15 protein-coding genes are annotated in these 15,397 nt (G+C 43.2%); 2 read left to right on the top strand and 13 right to left on the bottom strand.

What is annotated here, in order from left to right:
* Positions 1-106 precede the first annotated feature (106 nt).
* The 13 genes from ACHUFI_RS09940 to ACHUFI_RS09880 all read right to left on the bottom strand — a co-directional run bounded on the left by ACHUFI_RS09940 (position 107) and on the right by ACHUFI_RS09880 (position 13,360).
* A complete protein-coding gene (locus ACHUFI_RS09940; RefSeq protein ID WP_394248683.1) occupies positions 107-562 on the bottom strand; it encodes a type II secretion system protein in 456 nt (151 codons plus the stop codon).
* 33 nt (positions 563-595) lie between these two features.
* Entirely contained in the window at positions 596-1,171 is a 576-nt protein-coding gene (locus ACHUFI_RS09935) for a prepilin-type N-terminal cleavage/methylation domain-containing protein (protein ID WP_394248681.1), read from the bottom strand.
* A 79-nt stretch (positions 1,172-1,250) separates the two neighbouring features.
* Positions 1,251-1,706: an MSHA biogenesis protein MshF gene (locus ACHUFI_RS09930; protein WP_394248679.1), complete on the bottom strand. Its 456-nt coding sequence runs from the start codon at positions 1,704-1,706 to the stop codon at positions 1,251-1,253.
* A gap of 3 nt (positions 1,707-1,709) precedes the next feature.
* Positions 1,710-2,930 (bottom strand): type II secretion system F family protein, encoded by a 1,221-nt coding sequence (locus ACHUFI_RS09925; protein WP_394248677.1) that lies wholly within the window; start codon positions 2,928-2,930, stop codon positions 1,710-1,712.
* Between the two features lie 13 nt (positions 2,931-2,943).
* On the bottom strand, positions 2,944-4,668 hold the full coding sequence (locus tag ACHUFI_RS09920) for a GspE/PulE family protein (RefSeq protein WP_394248675.1): 1,725 nt from the start codon (positions 4,666-4,668) through the stop codon (positions 2,944-2,946).
* Positions 4,658-5,773, bottom strand: a complete 1,116-nt coding sequence (locus ACHUFI_RS09915) for a tetratricopeptide repeat protein (RefSeq protein WP_394248673.1) — start codon at positions 5,771-5,773, stop codon at positions 4,658-4,660. The genes ACHUFI_RS09920 and ACHUFI_RS09915 overlap by 11 nt, the downstream gene beginning before the upstream one ends.
* Entirely contained in the window at positions 5,764-6,603 is an 840-nt protein-coding gene (locus tag ACHUFI_RS09910) for an ExeA family protein (protein WP_394248671.1), read from the bottom strand. Before ACHUFI_RS09910 ends, ACHUFI_RS09915 begins: the two co-directional genes overlap by 10 nt.
* Positions 6,604-6,612: 9 nt before the next feature.
* Positions 6,613-8,235 carry a pilus (MSHA type) biogenesis protein MshL gene (gene mshL, locus ACHUFI_RS09905; RefSeq protein ID WP_394248669.1) on the bottom strand — a complete coding sequence of 541 codons (1,623 nt, stop codon included), beginning with the start codon at positions 8,233-8,235 and terminating at the stop codon, positions 6,613-6,615.
* A 15-nt stretch (positions 8,236-8,250) separates the two neighbouring features.
* On the bottom strand, positions 8,251-8,589 hold the full coding sequence (locus ACHUFI_RS09900; protein ID WP_394248668.1) for an MSHA biogenesis protein MshK: 339 nt from the start codon (positions 8,587-8,589) through the stop codon (positions 8,251-8,253).
* Entirely contained in the window at positions 8,582-9,229 is a 648-nt protein-coding gene (gene gspM, locus ACHUFI_RS09895) for a type II secretion system protein GspM (protein WP_394248667.1), read from the bottom strand. Before gspM ends, ACHUFI_RS09900 begins: the two co-directional genes overlap by 8 nt.
* The gene (locus ACHUFI_RS09890) at positions 9,229-10,671 is read right to left on the bottom strand and encodes an MSHA biogenesis protein MshI (protein WP_394248665.1); all 1,443 of its coding nucleotides are present in this window, start codon (positions 10,669-10,671) and stop codon (positions 9,229-9,231) included. The genes gspM and ACHUFI_RS09890 overlap by 1 nt, the downstream gene beginning before the upstream one ends.
* Positions 10,672-10,674: 3 nt before the next feature.
* On the bottom strand, positions 10,675-12,669 hold the full coding sequence (gene csrD, locus ACHUFI_RS09885; RefSeq protein ID WP_394248663.1) for an RNase E specificity factor CsrD: 1,995 nt from the start codon (positions 12,667-12,669) through the stop codon (positions 10,675-10,677).
* A gap of 133 nt (positions 12,670-12,802) precedes the next feature.
* A complete protein-coding gene (locus ACHUFI_RS09880) occupies positions 12,803-13,360 on the bottom strand; it encodes a single-stranded DNA-binding protein (protein WP_394248661.1) in 558 nt (185 codons plus the stop codon).
* Between the two features lie 278 nt (positions 13,361-13,638).
* Here ACHUFI_RS09880 and ACHUFI_RS09875 point away from each other — a divergent pair, with 278 nt between their 5' ends.
* Together ACHUFI_RS09875 and galU are read left to right on the top strand one after the other, a co-directional pair.
* Positions 13,639-14,286: a LuxR C-terminal-related transcriptional regulator gene (locus ACHUFI_RS09875; protein ID WP_394248659.1), complete on the top strand. Its 648-nt coding sequence runs from the start codon at positions 13,639-13,641 to the stop codon at positions 14,284-14,286.
* Between the two features lie 112 nt (positions 14,287-14,398).
* Complete coding sequence (gene galU, locus ACHUFI_RS09870) at positions 14,399-15,271, top strand: UTP--glucose-1-phosphate uridylyltransferase GalU (protein ID WP_394248657.1); 873 nt, start codon at positions 14,399-14,401, stop codon at positions 15,269-15,271.
* Positions 15,272-15,397 lie beyond the last annotated feature (126 nt).

Raw genomic sequence — 15,397 nt, 5'->3', positions numbered from 1 at the left:
TATTATATAAGAAAATATCAGGCATCGAGCAACTAAAACAAATCCCAACAACCTCGCGTGTATAAAAAAGGCCAGCAAATGCTGGCCTTACTATAACTTTTAAACCTTAGTTACAGTTCGTCAATTGAATTGTCGGCTCACCACGACTTGTAGCATTAGTGAGAGCGATATATTCAACATAACAGTCTGCATTAGATGCTGAGAAACCATATCCAATGCCACCACTAACTGCACCGCTAACAAGAGTCCAATCAGTAGCCAAACCAGATACAATCGCTTCCATAGCCGCTGATGTTTGTGCTGGGTAGCCATACGCTACTTCAATATTTGTACCATTAACATTTACAGTACCACTTACAGCTGTTTCGATACCATCGATTGCTGATTTACCATAAATAATACCTGAAGCACCAGCCATTGCACCACGCAATCCTTCTGCCGCAGCTGAACGTGCATCATCTTGTAAGTTAAGGAAACGAGGTGCTGCAGTCACTGCAAGAATACCTAGAATAACAATTACCACCACTAGTTCGATAAGGGTGAAACCGCCTTGTTTTTTCATAGTCTTTCTCTCTATGTTTAAGTTAAAGCAGGATTACTGCAGTGTTACGGTCACTCGACCAGTTTTAATCTCGTAAACGAATTGGTGCTCTGTACCACCTTCCAATTGAATGTAAGTACAATATGCATTGCCATTATCCGCTTGCGCTGAATATTTATAGTTAGAGCCATCAGCAACTTCGTCTAATGTGCCTACTTTAGGCGGATTTTGAAGCAGGTTGCCCATTAGCTCAACACAGGCTTCATCTGTTACATCATTAGGGAAAGTCGTCGAATCTTCATTTAAAGCCCATGGATAACCATCACGGAAGTCCGTGTCGTCTCCATTGCCATCTTTTGAGCGAGTCAGCCAAAAGTCCACACCGTCATAGTTCACAGTGTTATACGTCTCGCCGCCAATACTTTCTGATGGCCTAGCTTCAGCTTCCCACTGAGCTCGCGCTGAAAGCACACCAGTAGCAAATCCACCAGCAACCCCTTCAATGCTTGCTTTCTTAGCTTCATCAGTAACATCTAGAAATCGAGGGAGTGCAGCAACTGCCAACAAACCTACCACTACGATCACCACCACTAATTCAACTAAGGAGAAACCTTTTTGATTTTTAAGCATTTTCTACCTACTCATATAATTAGTATGACGTATTATACATGGTTGAATCAACAAGAACATCAACCAGATGTCAAAATTATCACAAAGCCAATATATTGGCTTTAACACTAAAACGCCCATTCACTAGAAAAATATCTATCTGATATTTATCAGTATATTGATACTCACAGTAAAAACCATGTTTACTGCTTTTATCTGTCGCCTTCGGTGAACCCATTCCCAATATTCTCTGCTCGGGATAAAGCTGAGTGAGCCATACGTTACAGTCTCGAGCAGAACCATTAATCGGTAAAAGCCAACCTGAAGGGCTATAGCTCAGCGGACTCCCCGCACGATTAAGCTCTGACTTCCCATTAAGAATCTTTTGTTGGCGATAATAATTGGCTCGCTCCAATATCCGCTTACTTGCCACAATAACTGCCGTATTACTCGCTTCTTCTTCAACGGCACTCCATGCCCCCATAAACGCGAATAACAAGGCGAATATGACCACAACCCATATTGTAGTGCGTGAACGACGAACGTAATCAGCCACGCGCTACCCTTTAATTGCATCTAACATTCCCCACATAGGTAAGAAAATACCTAGTGCAAGAATCAACACCATACCAGCAACAATGACCAACAAAATAGGCTCAATACGTGCCGTTAATGTTTTTAAATCATAGTCTACTTCTCGGTCATAAAAATCGGCGACTTCTAACAAAAGTTCATCGATTCGACCGGTTTCTTCACCAACAGAGATCATTTGAATCACTAAGGGAGTGAAAATACCTGAGTTGATTGCTGTTGAAGAAACGGTACTACCGGCTTCAATGGCCGATTTCATCTCTTGTATACGCAACTCTAAGTATCGGTTCCCCAAAGCTTCTCCAGACAAAGATAGAGACTGGTTTAGTGGAACTCCAGCTTTAAGCATCAATGCAAAGGTTCGAGAGAACCGAGAAAGTTGCGCTCGGTTAATCACCCCACCAACTACTGGCATTTTGAGACGAAACTTATCCCACGTTTCTCTTCCATCAGCTGTTCCAATCCAAGCCTTAAAAGCAAATAAAGAACCCACGATCACGCCTACCATTGCTCCCCAGTAGTTGACGAAGAATTCCGACATTCCAATTAAGATCTTAGTTGGCAACGGAAGATCCACACCGAAACGGCTAAACATACTCGAAAACTGAGGGATAACCTTGACGTTCAAAATGAACATTGCGATCAATATAAAGCTGATAACAAAGGTCGGGTAACGCATCGCTGTCTTGATTCTCTTACGAGTCTCTACTTCTTGTTCATAGTAACCAGCGAGTTGGAGCAAAGCTTGATCCAAACGACCTGTGTTTTCACCCACGCTGATCATAGAAACAAACAACGGACTAAACACCCTTGGGTGTAACTGCATCGAAGCAGATAATCCACGGCCGTTCGTCAACTCATTCACAACCTCTTCCAATGCTTCTTTTAGCTGCTTGTTCTCACAATTTTGAGTCAAGCCTTTCATTGACCTAAGAAGGGGGACACCGGCTTTAGTTAAGCTGTATAGTTGGCGACAGAACAGTACCAACACTTCAAGGGGTACATTAGGCACGAACAAGCCTGATAGATCCATGTTCAGTCCAGAAGCACTTTTTCCTTCTGTGATTGAAATAGGAATGATGCCTTTACCTAGCAAGCTTTCGGCCGCCAAGTCTTCAGAACCTGCATCTACTTGGCCGCTCGCTTTGCTGCCATCAGCATTTCGCCCTTGGTAACGATAGGTTGGCATTCGTTAATGACCTCTATAGATAAATAGCATCTGTTGCCCCTGAAGCATCACCTTCCCCAAGGTTCATCACTTCATCTAAGCTCACCACTCCCTGTAATGCTAATTCCATTGCAGAAGCCAAAAGTGGTTTATAATTTTTCGACTGTCTAGCTGCATGCGAAAATCCAACAGCGTCATTAGAGCGAAGCGCTTCCATCATCTCTTGTTCTAACTCCAGCATTTCAAAAACACCAATACGCCCACGGTAGCCAGTTAAGTTGCAGTTCTGGCAACCTCGGCCTTTAGTGTAGGAAGAACCCGCTTGATTAGGAAAACGAACGCTGAGCCACTGTTTTCTCGCCTCGTCTAGTTCATCTTCCACTTTACAGTCGGTACATACTTTACGAACTAAACGCTGAGCAACTACCGCTCTCACCGCACTCGCCACTAGGTAGCCCGGCGCGCCCATATCCATCATTCTTAGTGCGCTGTCCACTGCATCATTAGTATGCAAGGTACTTAACACTAAGTGACCGGTTAATGCCGCTCGCAAGCCGATCTCAACAGTTTCATGATCACGCATCTCACCAACCAGAATGATATCGGGATCCTGACGTAAAAATGTTCGTAAGATAGTCGAAAAGTCTAAGTTAATTTTAGGGTTAACTTGCACTTGGTTTACCCGAGGCAAGCGATATTCCACAGGATCTTCTGCGGTAATGATCTTTTTCCCAGGGTCGTTCAATTCCGTCAATGCACCATAAAGCGTTGTTGTCTTACCTGAACCGGTTGGGCCTGTCACCAAGATCATGCCATGCGGGCGGCGCAGCTGTTTTCTTAGTCGAACCAATAGATCGGCTGGCAGTCCAGATTCTTCTAACTTTCTTAAACCCGCTGACTGGTTCAACAAACGCATTACGACTGATTCACCATGTTGAACTGGCATTGTGGACATACGAATATCAACTGACTGACCTTTCGCCCTGATATTAAAACGTCCATCTTGTGGCAGGCGCTTTTCAGAAATGTCTAGGTTGGCCATTAACTTAAGGCGTAGTACTAATGCGGAGGCGATATTTACTTCGTTCAAAATGGTTTCATGAAGCACGCCATCAATACGTTGGCGAAGTCGAAGTAAGTTTGAATCGGGCTCGATATGAATATCTGACGCCCCAACTTGGATGGCGTCTTCAAACAATGAATTGATCAACTTAACAACGGTAACTTCATCGCTATCTTCATCTGCAATATCGAAGTCAAACGCTTCTGTCACTTGGTGTTCAGCCTGAAGTTGCTCAGCAAATGAAGCAATTTCTTTGGTCCGGCGATAATAACGATCGAAGCCTTCGACTAACTGTCGCTCTGGCGCAATGACAAACTCAAGCCCATACTGCCCTAATTGACCAAGCAGTGATTCTTGAGCAAAGAGATCAGCAGGATCACTCATGGCAACTCGCAACGTATCTCCGTTGCGACCAATAACCAGCGCTCTTAAGCGTCGAGCATGTACTTCAGGCAGCACTTGCACCGCATCAATATCGATATTGGCACGGCTGAGATCAATTAATGGCAGATCAAGCTGTTGAGAAAGGAAAGAGAGCATCTGTTGCTCAGACAAAAAGCCCAGTTCAATTAAGGTATCCCCTAATTTTCGCCCCGTACTTTTTTGCGCAGCTAAAGCCTGTTCGACTTGAGTTTCGGTAATTATGCCCTCTTCTACGAGCAAATCACCCAGTCGCTTTCTTAACTTAATTTGCACTCTCAGCTTCCTCTAGGTCTTTTATTATTTTAAGTCGGTCACGCACAAATGTTTGAGATTGAGATGAAATCCCTACTCGAGTCAAAGCTTGCTGATAAGAGTTTTTCGCCTCTGAGAATTGCAATTGCCTTTCCTGTTGAATAGCTAGCCCCAACCACCAGCGAGCATTCTCTTCATCAAGCTTGACGAGGTGCTGATAGCTTTCCAAAGCAATCTCTTCTTGTTGAGACTTCTGGCTAAGTACGGCTCTCATCGCCAAATAATCTTTACTTGGTGAGGGCGGTAGATGCACTAAAGGGCTTAGTGCCGCTTCTGACTGGTTCGCTTTAATTAGTAGCTTAGACAAACTCAGGCGCAACGCTTCGCTATCATTATTGAGCTTAATTCCGTCTTGCAATAACTCATATGCTTTTCGAGTGTCCCCTTTTCCAAAGTAAAGTACCGCAAGTTTCTTACGAGCTTTCTCATCTCTCGGGGTATAACGTAATACTTCAGTATAACCAGCTAAAGCCCCAGACAAATCGTTGCTATCAAGCGCCTTCTTCGCACGCCCTTTTGCATTCGTCGCAAGCTGTTCTGGGGTCAACTCGACTTGCTTAATAACCATACTCGCTGGTTCGTTCTCATATTCACTAGATGCTTCAGCGTGAGAATGAGATTTAGCCACATTATTGCTAGCCAATAAAATCGGCTTCGTGGCTGCTTTCTCTATAGGAGTGGTGACAACCTCCGACTGCTGAAAATCAGGTTTGGGAGCCTTTGGCTTGGAGATTTCTATTGGTTTACTGTGTTGCGTTAAAGCTTTAACGTTTACCGTTTCTGGTTCAAGCGCTACCGTTACCTGTGGGGTTGTTTTCTGAGTTGGCGAAATACTAGCGACTAGGGAGGTATTCTCAGCTGAGGAGCTAGAAGGAAGAGTTTCTGGAGCAGATTGAGTCACAGCCCAGCCCCCGACGGTCAAGCTTAGAGCGAAACCCGCTAACACCCAAACCCAAGGAGAACGAGTTTTCACTTTTGGTACGTGAGCAGCTTCAATCTTGCTTGTCGACTGCTTCTTAGCTAAGTCTGATAGTGCGGTATTAATTGCACTCATGGTTAACTCCATCCCCACAAAATCGGGGTTTTAAACTTAGGTTTTCGAACATCATATGTATCATGCATTGCGGAATACAGGTGTTGGTTATCAATAGCACTTCCGAGTTCCGTATAGCTTAGCAGTAAAGCTTTATGACAAATTTGGTTAATCAAACGAGGGATGCCTTGAGATGAATGCCAAATCGCTTTTTTTTGCCCCAAGCTAAAGAGCGCTTCATTCCCACCCGCTTTCGAAATTCGATTGTCAATATAGGCGACAGTTTCATCGAGGTTCAGAGCTCTTAGTTTAGAATTGAACCCTATTCGTTGGCGGAACTGACGGAGATGATGCGCTTCTAAACGCTCGTCTAGCTCAGGCTGCCCGAGTAAAACAATCTGAAGCAGCTTTTTATCTTCCGTTTCCAAATTGCCAAACAAACGCAACGTTTCCAATGCTTCATCACTTAAGGCCTGAGCTTCATCGAGTATCGCCACGACATTTTTGCCTTCAGCATGTAAGCGAATCAATTGGTGCTGAATGTCATCGACAACCGAAGATTCACTCTCTACCACTAAACCCAATTCTTTTGCGACTGCAGCCCGTAAATCAGCACCAGATAACACAGGATTGGGTAAATAAATCAGCGCAGTTGCTTCTTGCAAATGATTCACTAGCATCCTACACACCATGGTTTTTCCAGTCCCGACCTCACCCGTAACCTTCACGACACCCTCTCCCATATCTAGGGCTGAGAGCACCGTTTGAATCGCCTCAAAATGAGGGGCTAGGCCGTAGAACAACTCCGTCGAAGGAGTCAGTGAAAACGGCTGACGACTAAAACCAAAGTGCGCTTGGTACACTGACGACTGTTACTCTTCTTCTGGGAACCATTGCTGCAGTAAATCGCGCGAACGTTCTAGTTCTTTTTGCCACGTATTTACCCCAACAATCGTCGGCTTCAAAAGAATGACGAGCTCCGTTTTTTGTGTCAGCTCCGAAGTATTACGGAACAAATGACCTAAAGCAGGAATGTCCCCAAAGAATGGGACTTTCGAAACCAGTTCACTAGTATTCGATTTCATCAAACCACCAATGACGACCACATCACCATCTTTCGCTCTGATCACCGAATCAGATTCACGGATCGAGCTCTTCGCCAAAGGTAACGAGACTAAGCCGGTGCTATCACCGAGGTTGAGCTCTTTCGTTTCTTCTTCTACTTCAATAACCGCAGGGTGAACATGCAGGAACACATTTCCTTTATCATCGATTTGCGGCGTTACATCCAAAGAAATACCAGAGAAGAAAGGGGTCAACTCTACTTCAGGTGAAACATTGGCATTGTCACCACTGCCGACAACACTCGATAGGTCTGTTACATAGTATTCGTCCGTACCGACTTTAATGACTGCTTTCTGATTATTGGATGCCGTAACACGAGGGCTCGAAAGAACATTCAAATCACCTTGAGTATCCATGAAGCTCAACACCGCTTCAAAGCTACCGTCAGAGATGGTGACATTTGTCTGACCACCTAACAATGAACTGATCGCATCTAGCGGCGGTAACGTATTTTCAGGTCGACTGATCACCACACCACCGCTGCCAATCGACTTAGATAAGTTACTCCAGCTAATACCTTGCTGATAGCCATCACTCAACGTGACTTCTAGTATTTTCGCTTCAAGGATGACTTGACGTTGAAGGCGCTCTTGAGAAATACCCAAGAATTGTCGGACCTCTCGAATCTCATCAGGGTACGCTCTTACTGTAATCACGCTCGCTTGCGGTGTCACAACTACACTCTGACCATCTCCTGAACCAATTAGCTGAGTAACGGCCGCCTCTAACTGAGGCCAAAAATCACTTTCTGACGTGGTTTCAATTTCCGTTCCGCCGCTCGTGGTACTGCTCGAGCTAGAGGTGTTCGATGAGGAAGAGCTGGATGAAGAAGTACTTGAAGAGCTCGAATCACTATTGCTGATAGTACCGGTTGAAATCGTGGTCAATGAGCGACCCACTCGCTTCACTTGCAAGTAGTCCACAGGGATAGTAACCGTCCGCAGTCCCGCCGGGTAGACTTGAATGACCGAGCCTTTTTTCTCGATATCATACCCATACATATCACGTACGACACTGAGCACCTCATCTAGAGTCACATCCGTTAAATTAACCGTAATTTTTCCAGATACCGCAGGATGAATCGCCGCGCTAAATTCGGTGCCTTTCACTAAACTCGCAAAGAAAGTTCGAGCATCAACCCCTTTTGCTTGAATTCTAAAGCGTTTAACAGGCGCTGTTGATTCTAGTTGTCCGCTTTCTAGTTCTGGCATCAGATCATCTTGAACAGACGATGGAAGTTCATGCAAGCTACGACTATTTGCTTCATTAATTGATTCATTCAAGGTTTCTTTAATTTCAACAGGGTCACGATGCCCCATCGAACAACCAACTAATGATGAAATGATAACTGCCACTACGAGTTTACGCATGTCTATACTCAAACCTTAATTTTTCTTTATATCCAGAGAAAACAGCTCTAGTTTCCATTGTTTGCCATTTCTCTGAAGAGAAACATAATTCGGATCTATTGTTTTAATTCGATAGCCTCGAATAGACTCACCTTGAGACAAGACCTGATCGTTCAAGATTGCATAACAGGGTGATTCACTTTTACACACAATACTTTGCAACGTTGGCAAACGATAAGAGGTTGCTCTTTTCTGAGTCGATGTTGCAGACTTTTCTTTAGGTGCTAACCACCCTAGTGGGGCGGTAGGATCCTGAGAAGCATGCGCATTCAATACAAATAAGAATGGCAATATAACGAAAAGAGATCTAACCACCGATGAACTCCTGCCTTGTGCCTAAGGTATACACTTCAAAAACCAATCTAGCTTGAGGGTACTCTTCAACGGAATACTGGAAGCTCCTCCAATAATAGCTTACTGGTAGCTCCTCTAGTATTTTCAAATAATTGGCAATATCAAAATAACTGCCTGTCAGTTCCATCCTTACAGGATGTAAAAAGTAGTCCGAGTTTTCACTAGTACTTTGGTTCTTAGAAATGGACTCGGGTTGTAACGATTCGAGCGACACCAGTTTTAAGCCACTGGCGGAAGTCAAAACACTCTCTAGTAATTGAGCCATTTGCGTTGGGGAAATAAGACCATCGATGACTTCAGAAAGCTCCATTGATAAATCTTGACTCTGAACTAGGAGCTTTTTGTACTGAATATCAATCTCTTTATCTGGATTTCTACTCAACTTTGCTTGTAGAACTAATAGTTCACCCTGCAACTTCTGGTTATTTTGTTTTGTCGACTGCAATTTAGATTGGCTTGATTGCAACTCTTTATAGCTAGGCTCAAGAAGCAAGGTGAACAGCAGCATAAAAATCCCGACCGTACCACACAGCGCTATAAGCCATTTTTCACGTTGACTCAATGCGATGAATTTATCATTAAGTTCATTCCACTGGTTCATTACTTACTCTCCCTACGAGTACGTAATTCAAAAGTAATCACGTCTTGCTCATTGCGACCAATCTTTAGCTTTTCAAAAGAACGCCCCACTAAATTTAATTCTGTTTTAAATTGGTTAACCCAATTCGGGACAACACTTGCAGTACGAGCATAGCCTTTAAGGTCTAACGTATTGCTGTTCATATAGATAGTAGAAAGCGATATATCATTTCGCCCTAATTTGGCAAGAGCTGTCATGACTCCTGAGTAGCCAACCTGTTGAGATTCATCGTATCTACCTACCGCATTAAGGGCTTCTTGCTTTGCTTTGATTTCTCTTTGCAGCCTAGCGACAGCGGCAACCTTTTCAGGAGAGGGTTTATGCTTGGCTAATTTGGCTTTTAACTGACTAACTTGTTCATTCAACTTTCTTGACTCACTTTGAACCATTGAAAGCTCGGACTTAACGGCACTTAACTGATAGGTGGTATAGCCATATGCTCCACCTAGCGCGATCGCAATTAATGCCCATACCGCGACGATATTATTGAGCGTAAAGTATTCTTTTTTTGGCCTTAAGTGGCTTGGGTATAGATTGACATGGAAGTCAGAAATTGTGGCAGCAAGGTCGACTAATAGAGCGCCAGAGTCACCACGTTCTTCTTCAACTAAACGAGAAACTTTAGAACTGAGCCTCTCATTTAAAGAAGTCGCCAATTCTGTTTCGTCTTCATCATCACAACAAATCTTCAGTTGATGAAGTTGAGTCCCCTTTAGCTGTGAAGACAAGTAATCAACAGAACGTTGCAATTCCAGAGCTAATCCGTCTAACTGGAGAGCACTTGAAGCCACTCCGGTTAATGGCGGGACCACGCTACGTATCGTACGCTGGAAACACACCGTATTATCAACAAAAGCGCCAACTCTAAAGTTTCCTTGGCTACTACGCTGCAGCAACATAAAGTTACTTAACTCACCCGCAGAGTATCCCCAAACCTCGTCTTCAGGAACAATACGTTCTAAGCGAATTTGTTTTGCTGCGGTAAGCGCGAGAATTTTATCGAGAGTTTTCTTTTGAAAAACATAAACCTGAAGCTTATTGCCAGAAGGAAGCGCTACCGCATCTGCAACAATATCTGTCACTTTTTCGGTAATTAAATCTTTCAACAAAAAAGGGAGTGCGACTGGCCACTCAGCTTCTGGGATTTCTGGCTTATCTATTTGGTAGGTTTGATAAAAATGAGAACCTAAAACAATTGAAAGTGCCTGCCCACCCAACCCATCTTGCGAGAATAAGGTTTTCAGCGCGGCTTCCCAATCTCCACCATGGATCGGTATGAAACTAGGAAGCGGTGAATTTTCAGGAGACGACAAATTAATTACGCTTTGTTGCAGCATAATCGTCTGTGAAGGCGCATGCCCTTTAGCAGGTTTAAATTTGTCTAATATCGATTGTAATTTCATTCTTTAACTACTGTTTTTTCGCCATCGATTTCTTCTACCTATTTTCACGACCGATTCCGCTTTAGGTGGAGGTATAATTTGCGTTTCTGGAGCTAAGTATCGACCTTGATACCCTAAAATGCCAAGTTCCTGTAATGCACTCTGCTCTTGCTTAGTTTCAACCCCGACCGCAATAACTTGGGTATCAGAGTCCCCACAAGCACCAATAATACTGCTGACAAACAATTGATTTTCATGCCTTCTATCAATGCGTTTAATCAAGCTACGGTGCAGTTTAATGTAATCGACTTTCAAATCTTTTATATAGTGCGTGCTCACAATCGTACGACCGGCTTGCCCCACAATAACCTTGCAACCTAGCCCAGATATCATTCTCACGACGGGCCTCATATAATCAAGGTGCGTGACGAGACGTCCTTCTGAAAATTCAAAGCTCAAATACTGGCGATTTTTGATCGGGATTTGCAACAACTCATCCCTAAACCATTTGAAATACTGCTTGTTGGCAAACGGAGTGACATTTAAGTTAATAGAGTAGCATATTGATTGCCTTGAATCTTTCATATGTTGCAGTAAAACTTTGAGCAAAGCTCTATCCATTTGCGATTCATACCCAACTTGTTCAACGGCCGCCATAAATCGTGAAGCTTTTATTACCCCTTTATCTGGATCCGTAATTCTCACAAAGACTTCTCTGTGCAGCTCATTCGTCCCCTGCCCTGGCTTTGTGACAAAACAAGGTTGAGTAAATAAAATAAGATTTTCAGGGAGCAACGCTTTGTCCAGTAATGTTCTCCAACGGACACTGCCTCTTTCCATTTCATTACGAGTTTGTTTAGGGAAACGACTCCAGTTATTCAACTTTTGCAATTGAGCACTTTTCAGTGCCGTCTCCGCTTCGTCCATAATTTGACTGTGGCGCTCACCTTCGCTGTACATGGATACGCCAATGTGACACCAGTTATCTTTCTCAAGCGGATTTGGTGGAGAGACTCTCTCAATTTGCTTTAAACATTGGTTAGCCAAGTTCGAAATGTCTTTTGCACCTTGGTGCGGAATAAACACTGCAAAATCAGCATCATAGTAACGAGAGAAAATCACATCAGGGTAGCGCTGGACTATATTAGAGAGTACTTCTCCCACTTCAATAATGAAATTATCGCAGGTTTCTTTGTCATTAGTTTCAATGACTTGCTCCCACTCCTCAATGCGTACCAAAAGAATGCCACCACGAGCACCGCTTTCATGTAGAGCCGACTCAAGCTTATTGTCAAACAACACTCTATTTGCGGTACCGGTTAATTTATCAAGGAAGGTTTGAGTGCGAATAAAGGTGTCAAACCGGCTTCTTTCTTGCCGAGCGTCTTGCAATTCTTCAATCAAGACATCTAAAGCTTCACTAGCGGTATATGGCCACTCTCGATGATCTCCTTTGGCGAACGGCTCAACTTGCCCAGCCAAGATCATTCGCCCTCTCTCTTCAAGGAGCTCAGAGCCCATCAATTGCTCTTTTAACCAATGAACCCCTCTAACTAAACAGAAAATCACGAGTGCGACGGCTAAAGTGATCGACCAAAGCGCCTCTAGCGAGTAGTTATAACCGATATAGGGAGGAAGAGCTTTAAACTCAATGAAATAACCGTTATTCCTCTCAAGATTAAAGGATTGTTCATACAGTAAGTGGGGATCGATTTGAGGAGAGGTATCTTTAAACCGGTAAACAATACCCGCAGAGTTCGAAAGCTTCATTTCAACGATATTACTCGCCTGAAGCATTTTCGGCATCCAGCGTTGCATAGAATAAGCGGCGTCAGGATCTTCCATTTCCTTATCAACCACTTCCACAATGCCAACCAAATAATGGTTCAAATATTCTTGACCGATTCGCTTAAATGACAGCGTTCCGCCAATGAATAAGATAAACATCGCACTAATCACGATGACGGTAACAAAAGCGACTAAGCGTGTACTTAACTTTAAGGTAGGGGTATATCTCATGAATAACGAAATCCTTTTCAACTCACTTTATACCGTATCACTACTTATACTATATAATGTAATTGTAAACAAAGCGTTAACTGTTACTGAATGATAAAAAAAACCGCGTAAAACGCGGTTTCTTCAAAGCTGCTTAAAATGGAATATCGTCATCGAAGTCCATTGGTGGCTCGTTGTATTGCGGCTGTGCTTGTTGCGGAGCCTGCTGCTGAGCTGGAGCATTATTAAATTGCTGAGGTTGCTGCTGTTGAGGAGCTTGTTGAACCGCAGGTTGCTGAGGTTGTCCCCATCCACCTTGCTGTTGTCCCATACCACCCTGAGCTGGAGCGCCACCTTGAGCACGTCCACCTAGCATTTGCATCACGCCATTAAAACCTTGAACAACTACTTCAGTTGTGTAGCGATCTTGACCACTCTGATCTTGCCACTTACGAGTTTGTAATTGGCCTTCGATGTATACTTGAGAGCCTTTACGTAAGTACTCACCCGCCACTTCAGCCAATTTGCCAAACAGAGCAACACGATGCCATTCTGTTTTTTCGCGCTGTTCACCAGTCGCTTTGTCACGCCATGATTCTGACGTGGCAATCGTAATATTCGCTACTGCGCCACCATTAGGCATATAGCGAATTTCTGGGTCATTACCTAGGTTGCCCACTAATATAACTTTGTTTACTCCACGGCTCGCCATGATTTGCTCCGTCTCAATTCATACGTGTCTTAAAAATTTTAGCGCATAAGAATAACACGCTTTATCGCGGTTACAAATCGCTATCCTTATCTTGATTATGGCTAAAGAATAAAAGCGTAACAATTCATGACTTTCAGAGCGGTAATACTTTTTTCGCAACTTACAAACCACATATTTACGTTAAGAATTGATATTCAACGCAATACATCATGTTGAATATAGTGGCTAACTCTAGGCAATGAGAGAGTTTCACCTCAACTTTAATTACAGGTGAACAAATGAAATCATCAAGTTATAAAAGAACACTTCATTTTCTTTGTTTGGACCCCAACCAAAATTATCTCCACATCAACCAGCTGCGAGAAAAAACACGCATCGACATTCACTTCATTACCCCCGATGAGCTTTTGTGCATCAATAAAAAGCACCGCAATCGAATTTTGCTCGTCGACTATCGTCAGTTTGATAACTTAATCAACCACCACCCTAACCTTCCAGTGGCATGGAAAAATTACGAAATCATCGCATTTAATGTCGAAAACCGGCTAACCACCGACGAATTAGTGAATTTAGGAGTGTTAAAAGCCCTCTTCTACCGAAATGAAAAACACGAGCAAGTGGTCAAAGGCATAGAAGCTGTGATTGATGGACACAATTGGCTTCCTCGTAATGTCGCAAGCCAATTACTTTATTATTACCGAGGCCTTGTCGATACCAACACAACACCGACTAATGTTGATCTCACAATACGAGAGCTTGAAGTGCTTAGATGTTTGCAATCTGGCTCTTCCAATACTCAAATGGCTGACGATTTGTTTATTAGTGAATTTACGATTAAGTCTCATCTATACCAAATATTCAAAAAGCTCGCTGTCAAAAACCGAGTGCAAGCGATCGCTTGGGCAAATCAAAATCTTTTGTCTTAGGTTTGAAAATGAGAGTTACGCAAAAATAGCAATCCACGGTTAATGATTTTTTCACTTAGGGCATGATAAAGTTACGTAAGATAAATTACTTAAAACTTATAAAGGTCAAACCATGATCAAAAAATGCCTATTCCCGGCAGCTGGCTACGGCACTCGCTTTTTACCGGCAACCAAATCGATGCCTAAAGAAATGATGCCCGTTGTGAACAAACCTCTTATCGAGTACGGCGTAGAAGAAGCCATTGATGCTGGTATGACTGGCATGTGTATTGTTACAGGCCGTGGCAAACATTCGATTATGGATCACTTCGATAAAAACTATGAGTTAGAACATCAAATTAACGGAACCAACAAAGAAGAGTTGCTGGTCGATATCCGTGAAATCATCGACTCCGCAAACTTTACTTACATTCGCCAACGCGAGATGAAAGGCTTAGGGCATGCCATTTTAACCGGACGTGAGTTAGTTGGAGATGAACCTTTTGCGGTAGTACTTGCTGACGACTTATGCGTAAACGAAGAGCAAGGCGTATTGGCTCAAATGGTCGCTCTTTATAAACAATTCCGTTGCTCAATCGTGGCAGTTCAAGAAGTACCAGAAGATGAAACTCACAAATACGGTGTCATCTCTGGTGAGATGATCAAAGACGACCTGTACCGCGTTGATGATATGGTAGAAAAACCAGAGCAAGGCACAGCTCCAAGTAATCTCGCGATTATCGGCCGCTACATTCTAACGCCAGATATCTTCGAACTAATTGAACAGACCGAACCAGGGAAAGGTGGAGAGATCCAAATTACCGATGCTCTGCTCAAGCAGGCAAAATCTGGCTGTGTGCTCGCATACAAATTCAAAGGTCAACGTTTTGATTGTGGTAGCGTCGAAGGATATATTGAAGCAACCAATTACTGCTTCGAAAACCTTTACCAAAAAGACGAACAGAAAGTTGAGCTCGATAAGCACTCCACAAAAAAAGAGTTGTAAGGCGAAGCAATATAGAAAGGCGCTCTAACTAGAGCGCCTTTTTTATAACTGTTTTTTTATCCAGTATTTTCTTTGCACAAAACTCACACTATGTAATACTTATTCCACTGAAAATTACATGGTCAG

This window comes from Vibrio profundi (genome assembly GCF_043642225.1).
Classification (GTDB): Bacteria; Pseudomonadota; Gammaproteobacteria; order Enterobacterales; family Vibrionaceae; genus Vibrio; species Vibrio profundi_A.
This window is presented reverse-complemented; position numbering and strand designations above follow the sequence as displayed.

Bases quoted from the DNA above. Each gene is read 5' to 3' on its own strand.
- csrD (WP_394248663.1), bottom strand. From the start codon at position 12,669: ATGAGATATACCCCTACCTTAAAGTTAAGTACACGCTTAGTCGCTTTT.
- ACHUFI_RS09915 (WP_394248673.1), bottom strand. From the start codon at position 5,773: ATGGAGTTAACCATGAGTGCAATTAATACCGCACTATCAGACTTAGCT.
- ACHUFI_RS09890 (WP_394248665.1), bottom strand. From the start codon at position 10,671: ATGAAATTACAATCGATATTAGACAAATTTAAACCTGCTAAAGGGCAT.
- ACHUFI_RS09875 (WP_394248659.1), top strand. From the start codon at position 13,639: ATGAAATCATCAAGTTATAAAAGAACACTTCATTTTCTTTGTTTGGAC.
- gspM (WP_394248667.1), bottom strand. From the start codon at position 9,229: ATGAACCAGTGGAATGAACTTAATGATAAATTCATCGCATTGAGTCAA.
- ACHUFI_RS09925 (WP_394248677.1), bottom strand. From the start codon at position 2,930: ATGCCAACCTATCGTTACCAAGGGCGAAATGCTGATGGCAGCAAAGCG.
- mshL (WP_394248669.1), bottom strand. From the start codon at position 8,235: ATGCGTAAACTCGTAGTGGCAGTTATCATTTCATCATTAGTTGGTTGT.
- ACHUFI_RS09880 (WP_394248661.1), bottom strand. From the start codon at position 13,360: ATGGCGAGCCGTGGAGTAAACAAAGTTATATTAGTGGGCAACCTAGGT.
- ACHUFI_RS09940 (WP_394248683.1), bottom strand. From the start codon at position 562: ATGAAAAAACAAGGCGGTTTCACCCTTATCGAACTAGTGGTGGTAATT.
- galU (WP_394248657.1), top strand. From the start codon at position 14,399: ATGATCAAAAAATGCCTATTCCCGGCAGCTGGCTACGGCACTCGCTTT.
- ACHUFI_RS09935 (WP_394248681.1), bottom strand. From the start codon at position 1,171: ATGCTTAAAAATCAAAAAGGTTTCTCCTTAGTTGAATTAGTGGTGGTG.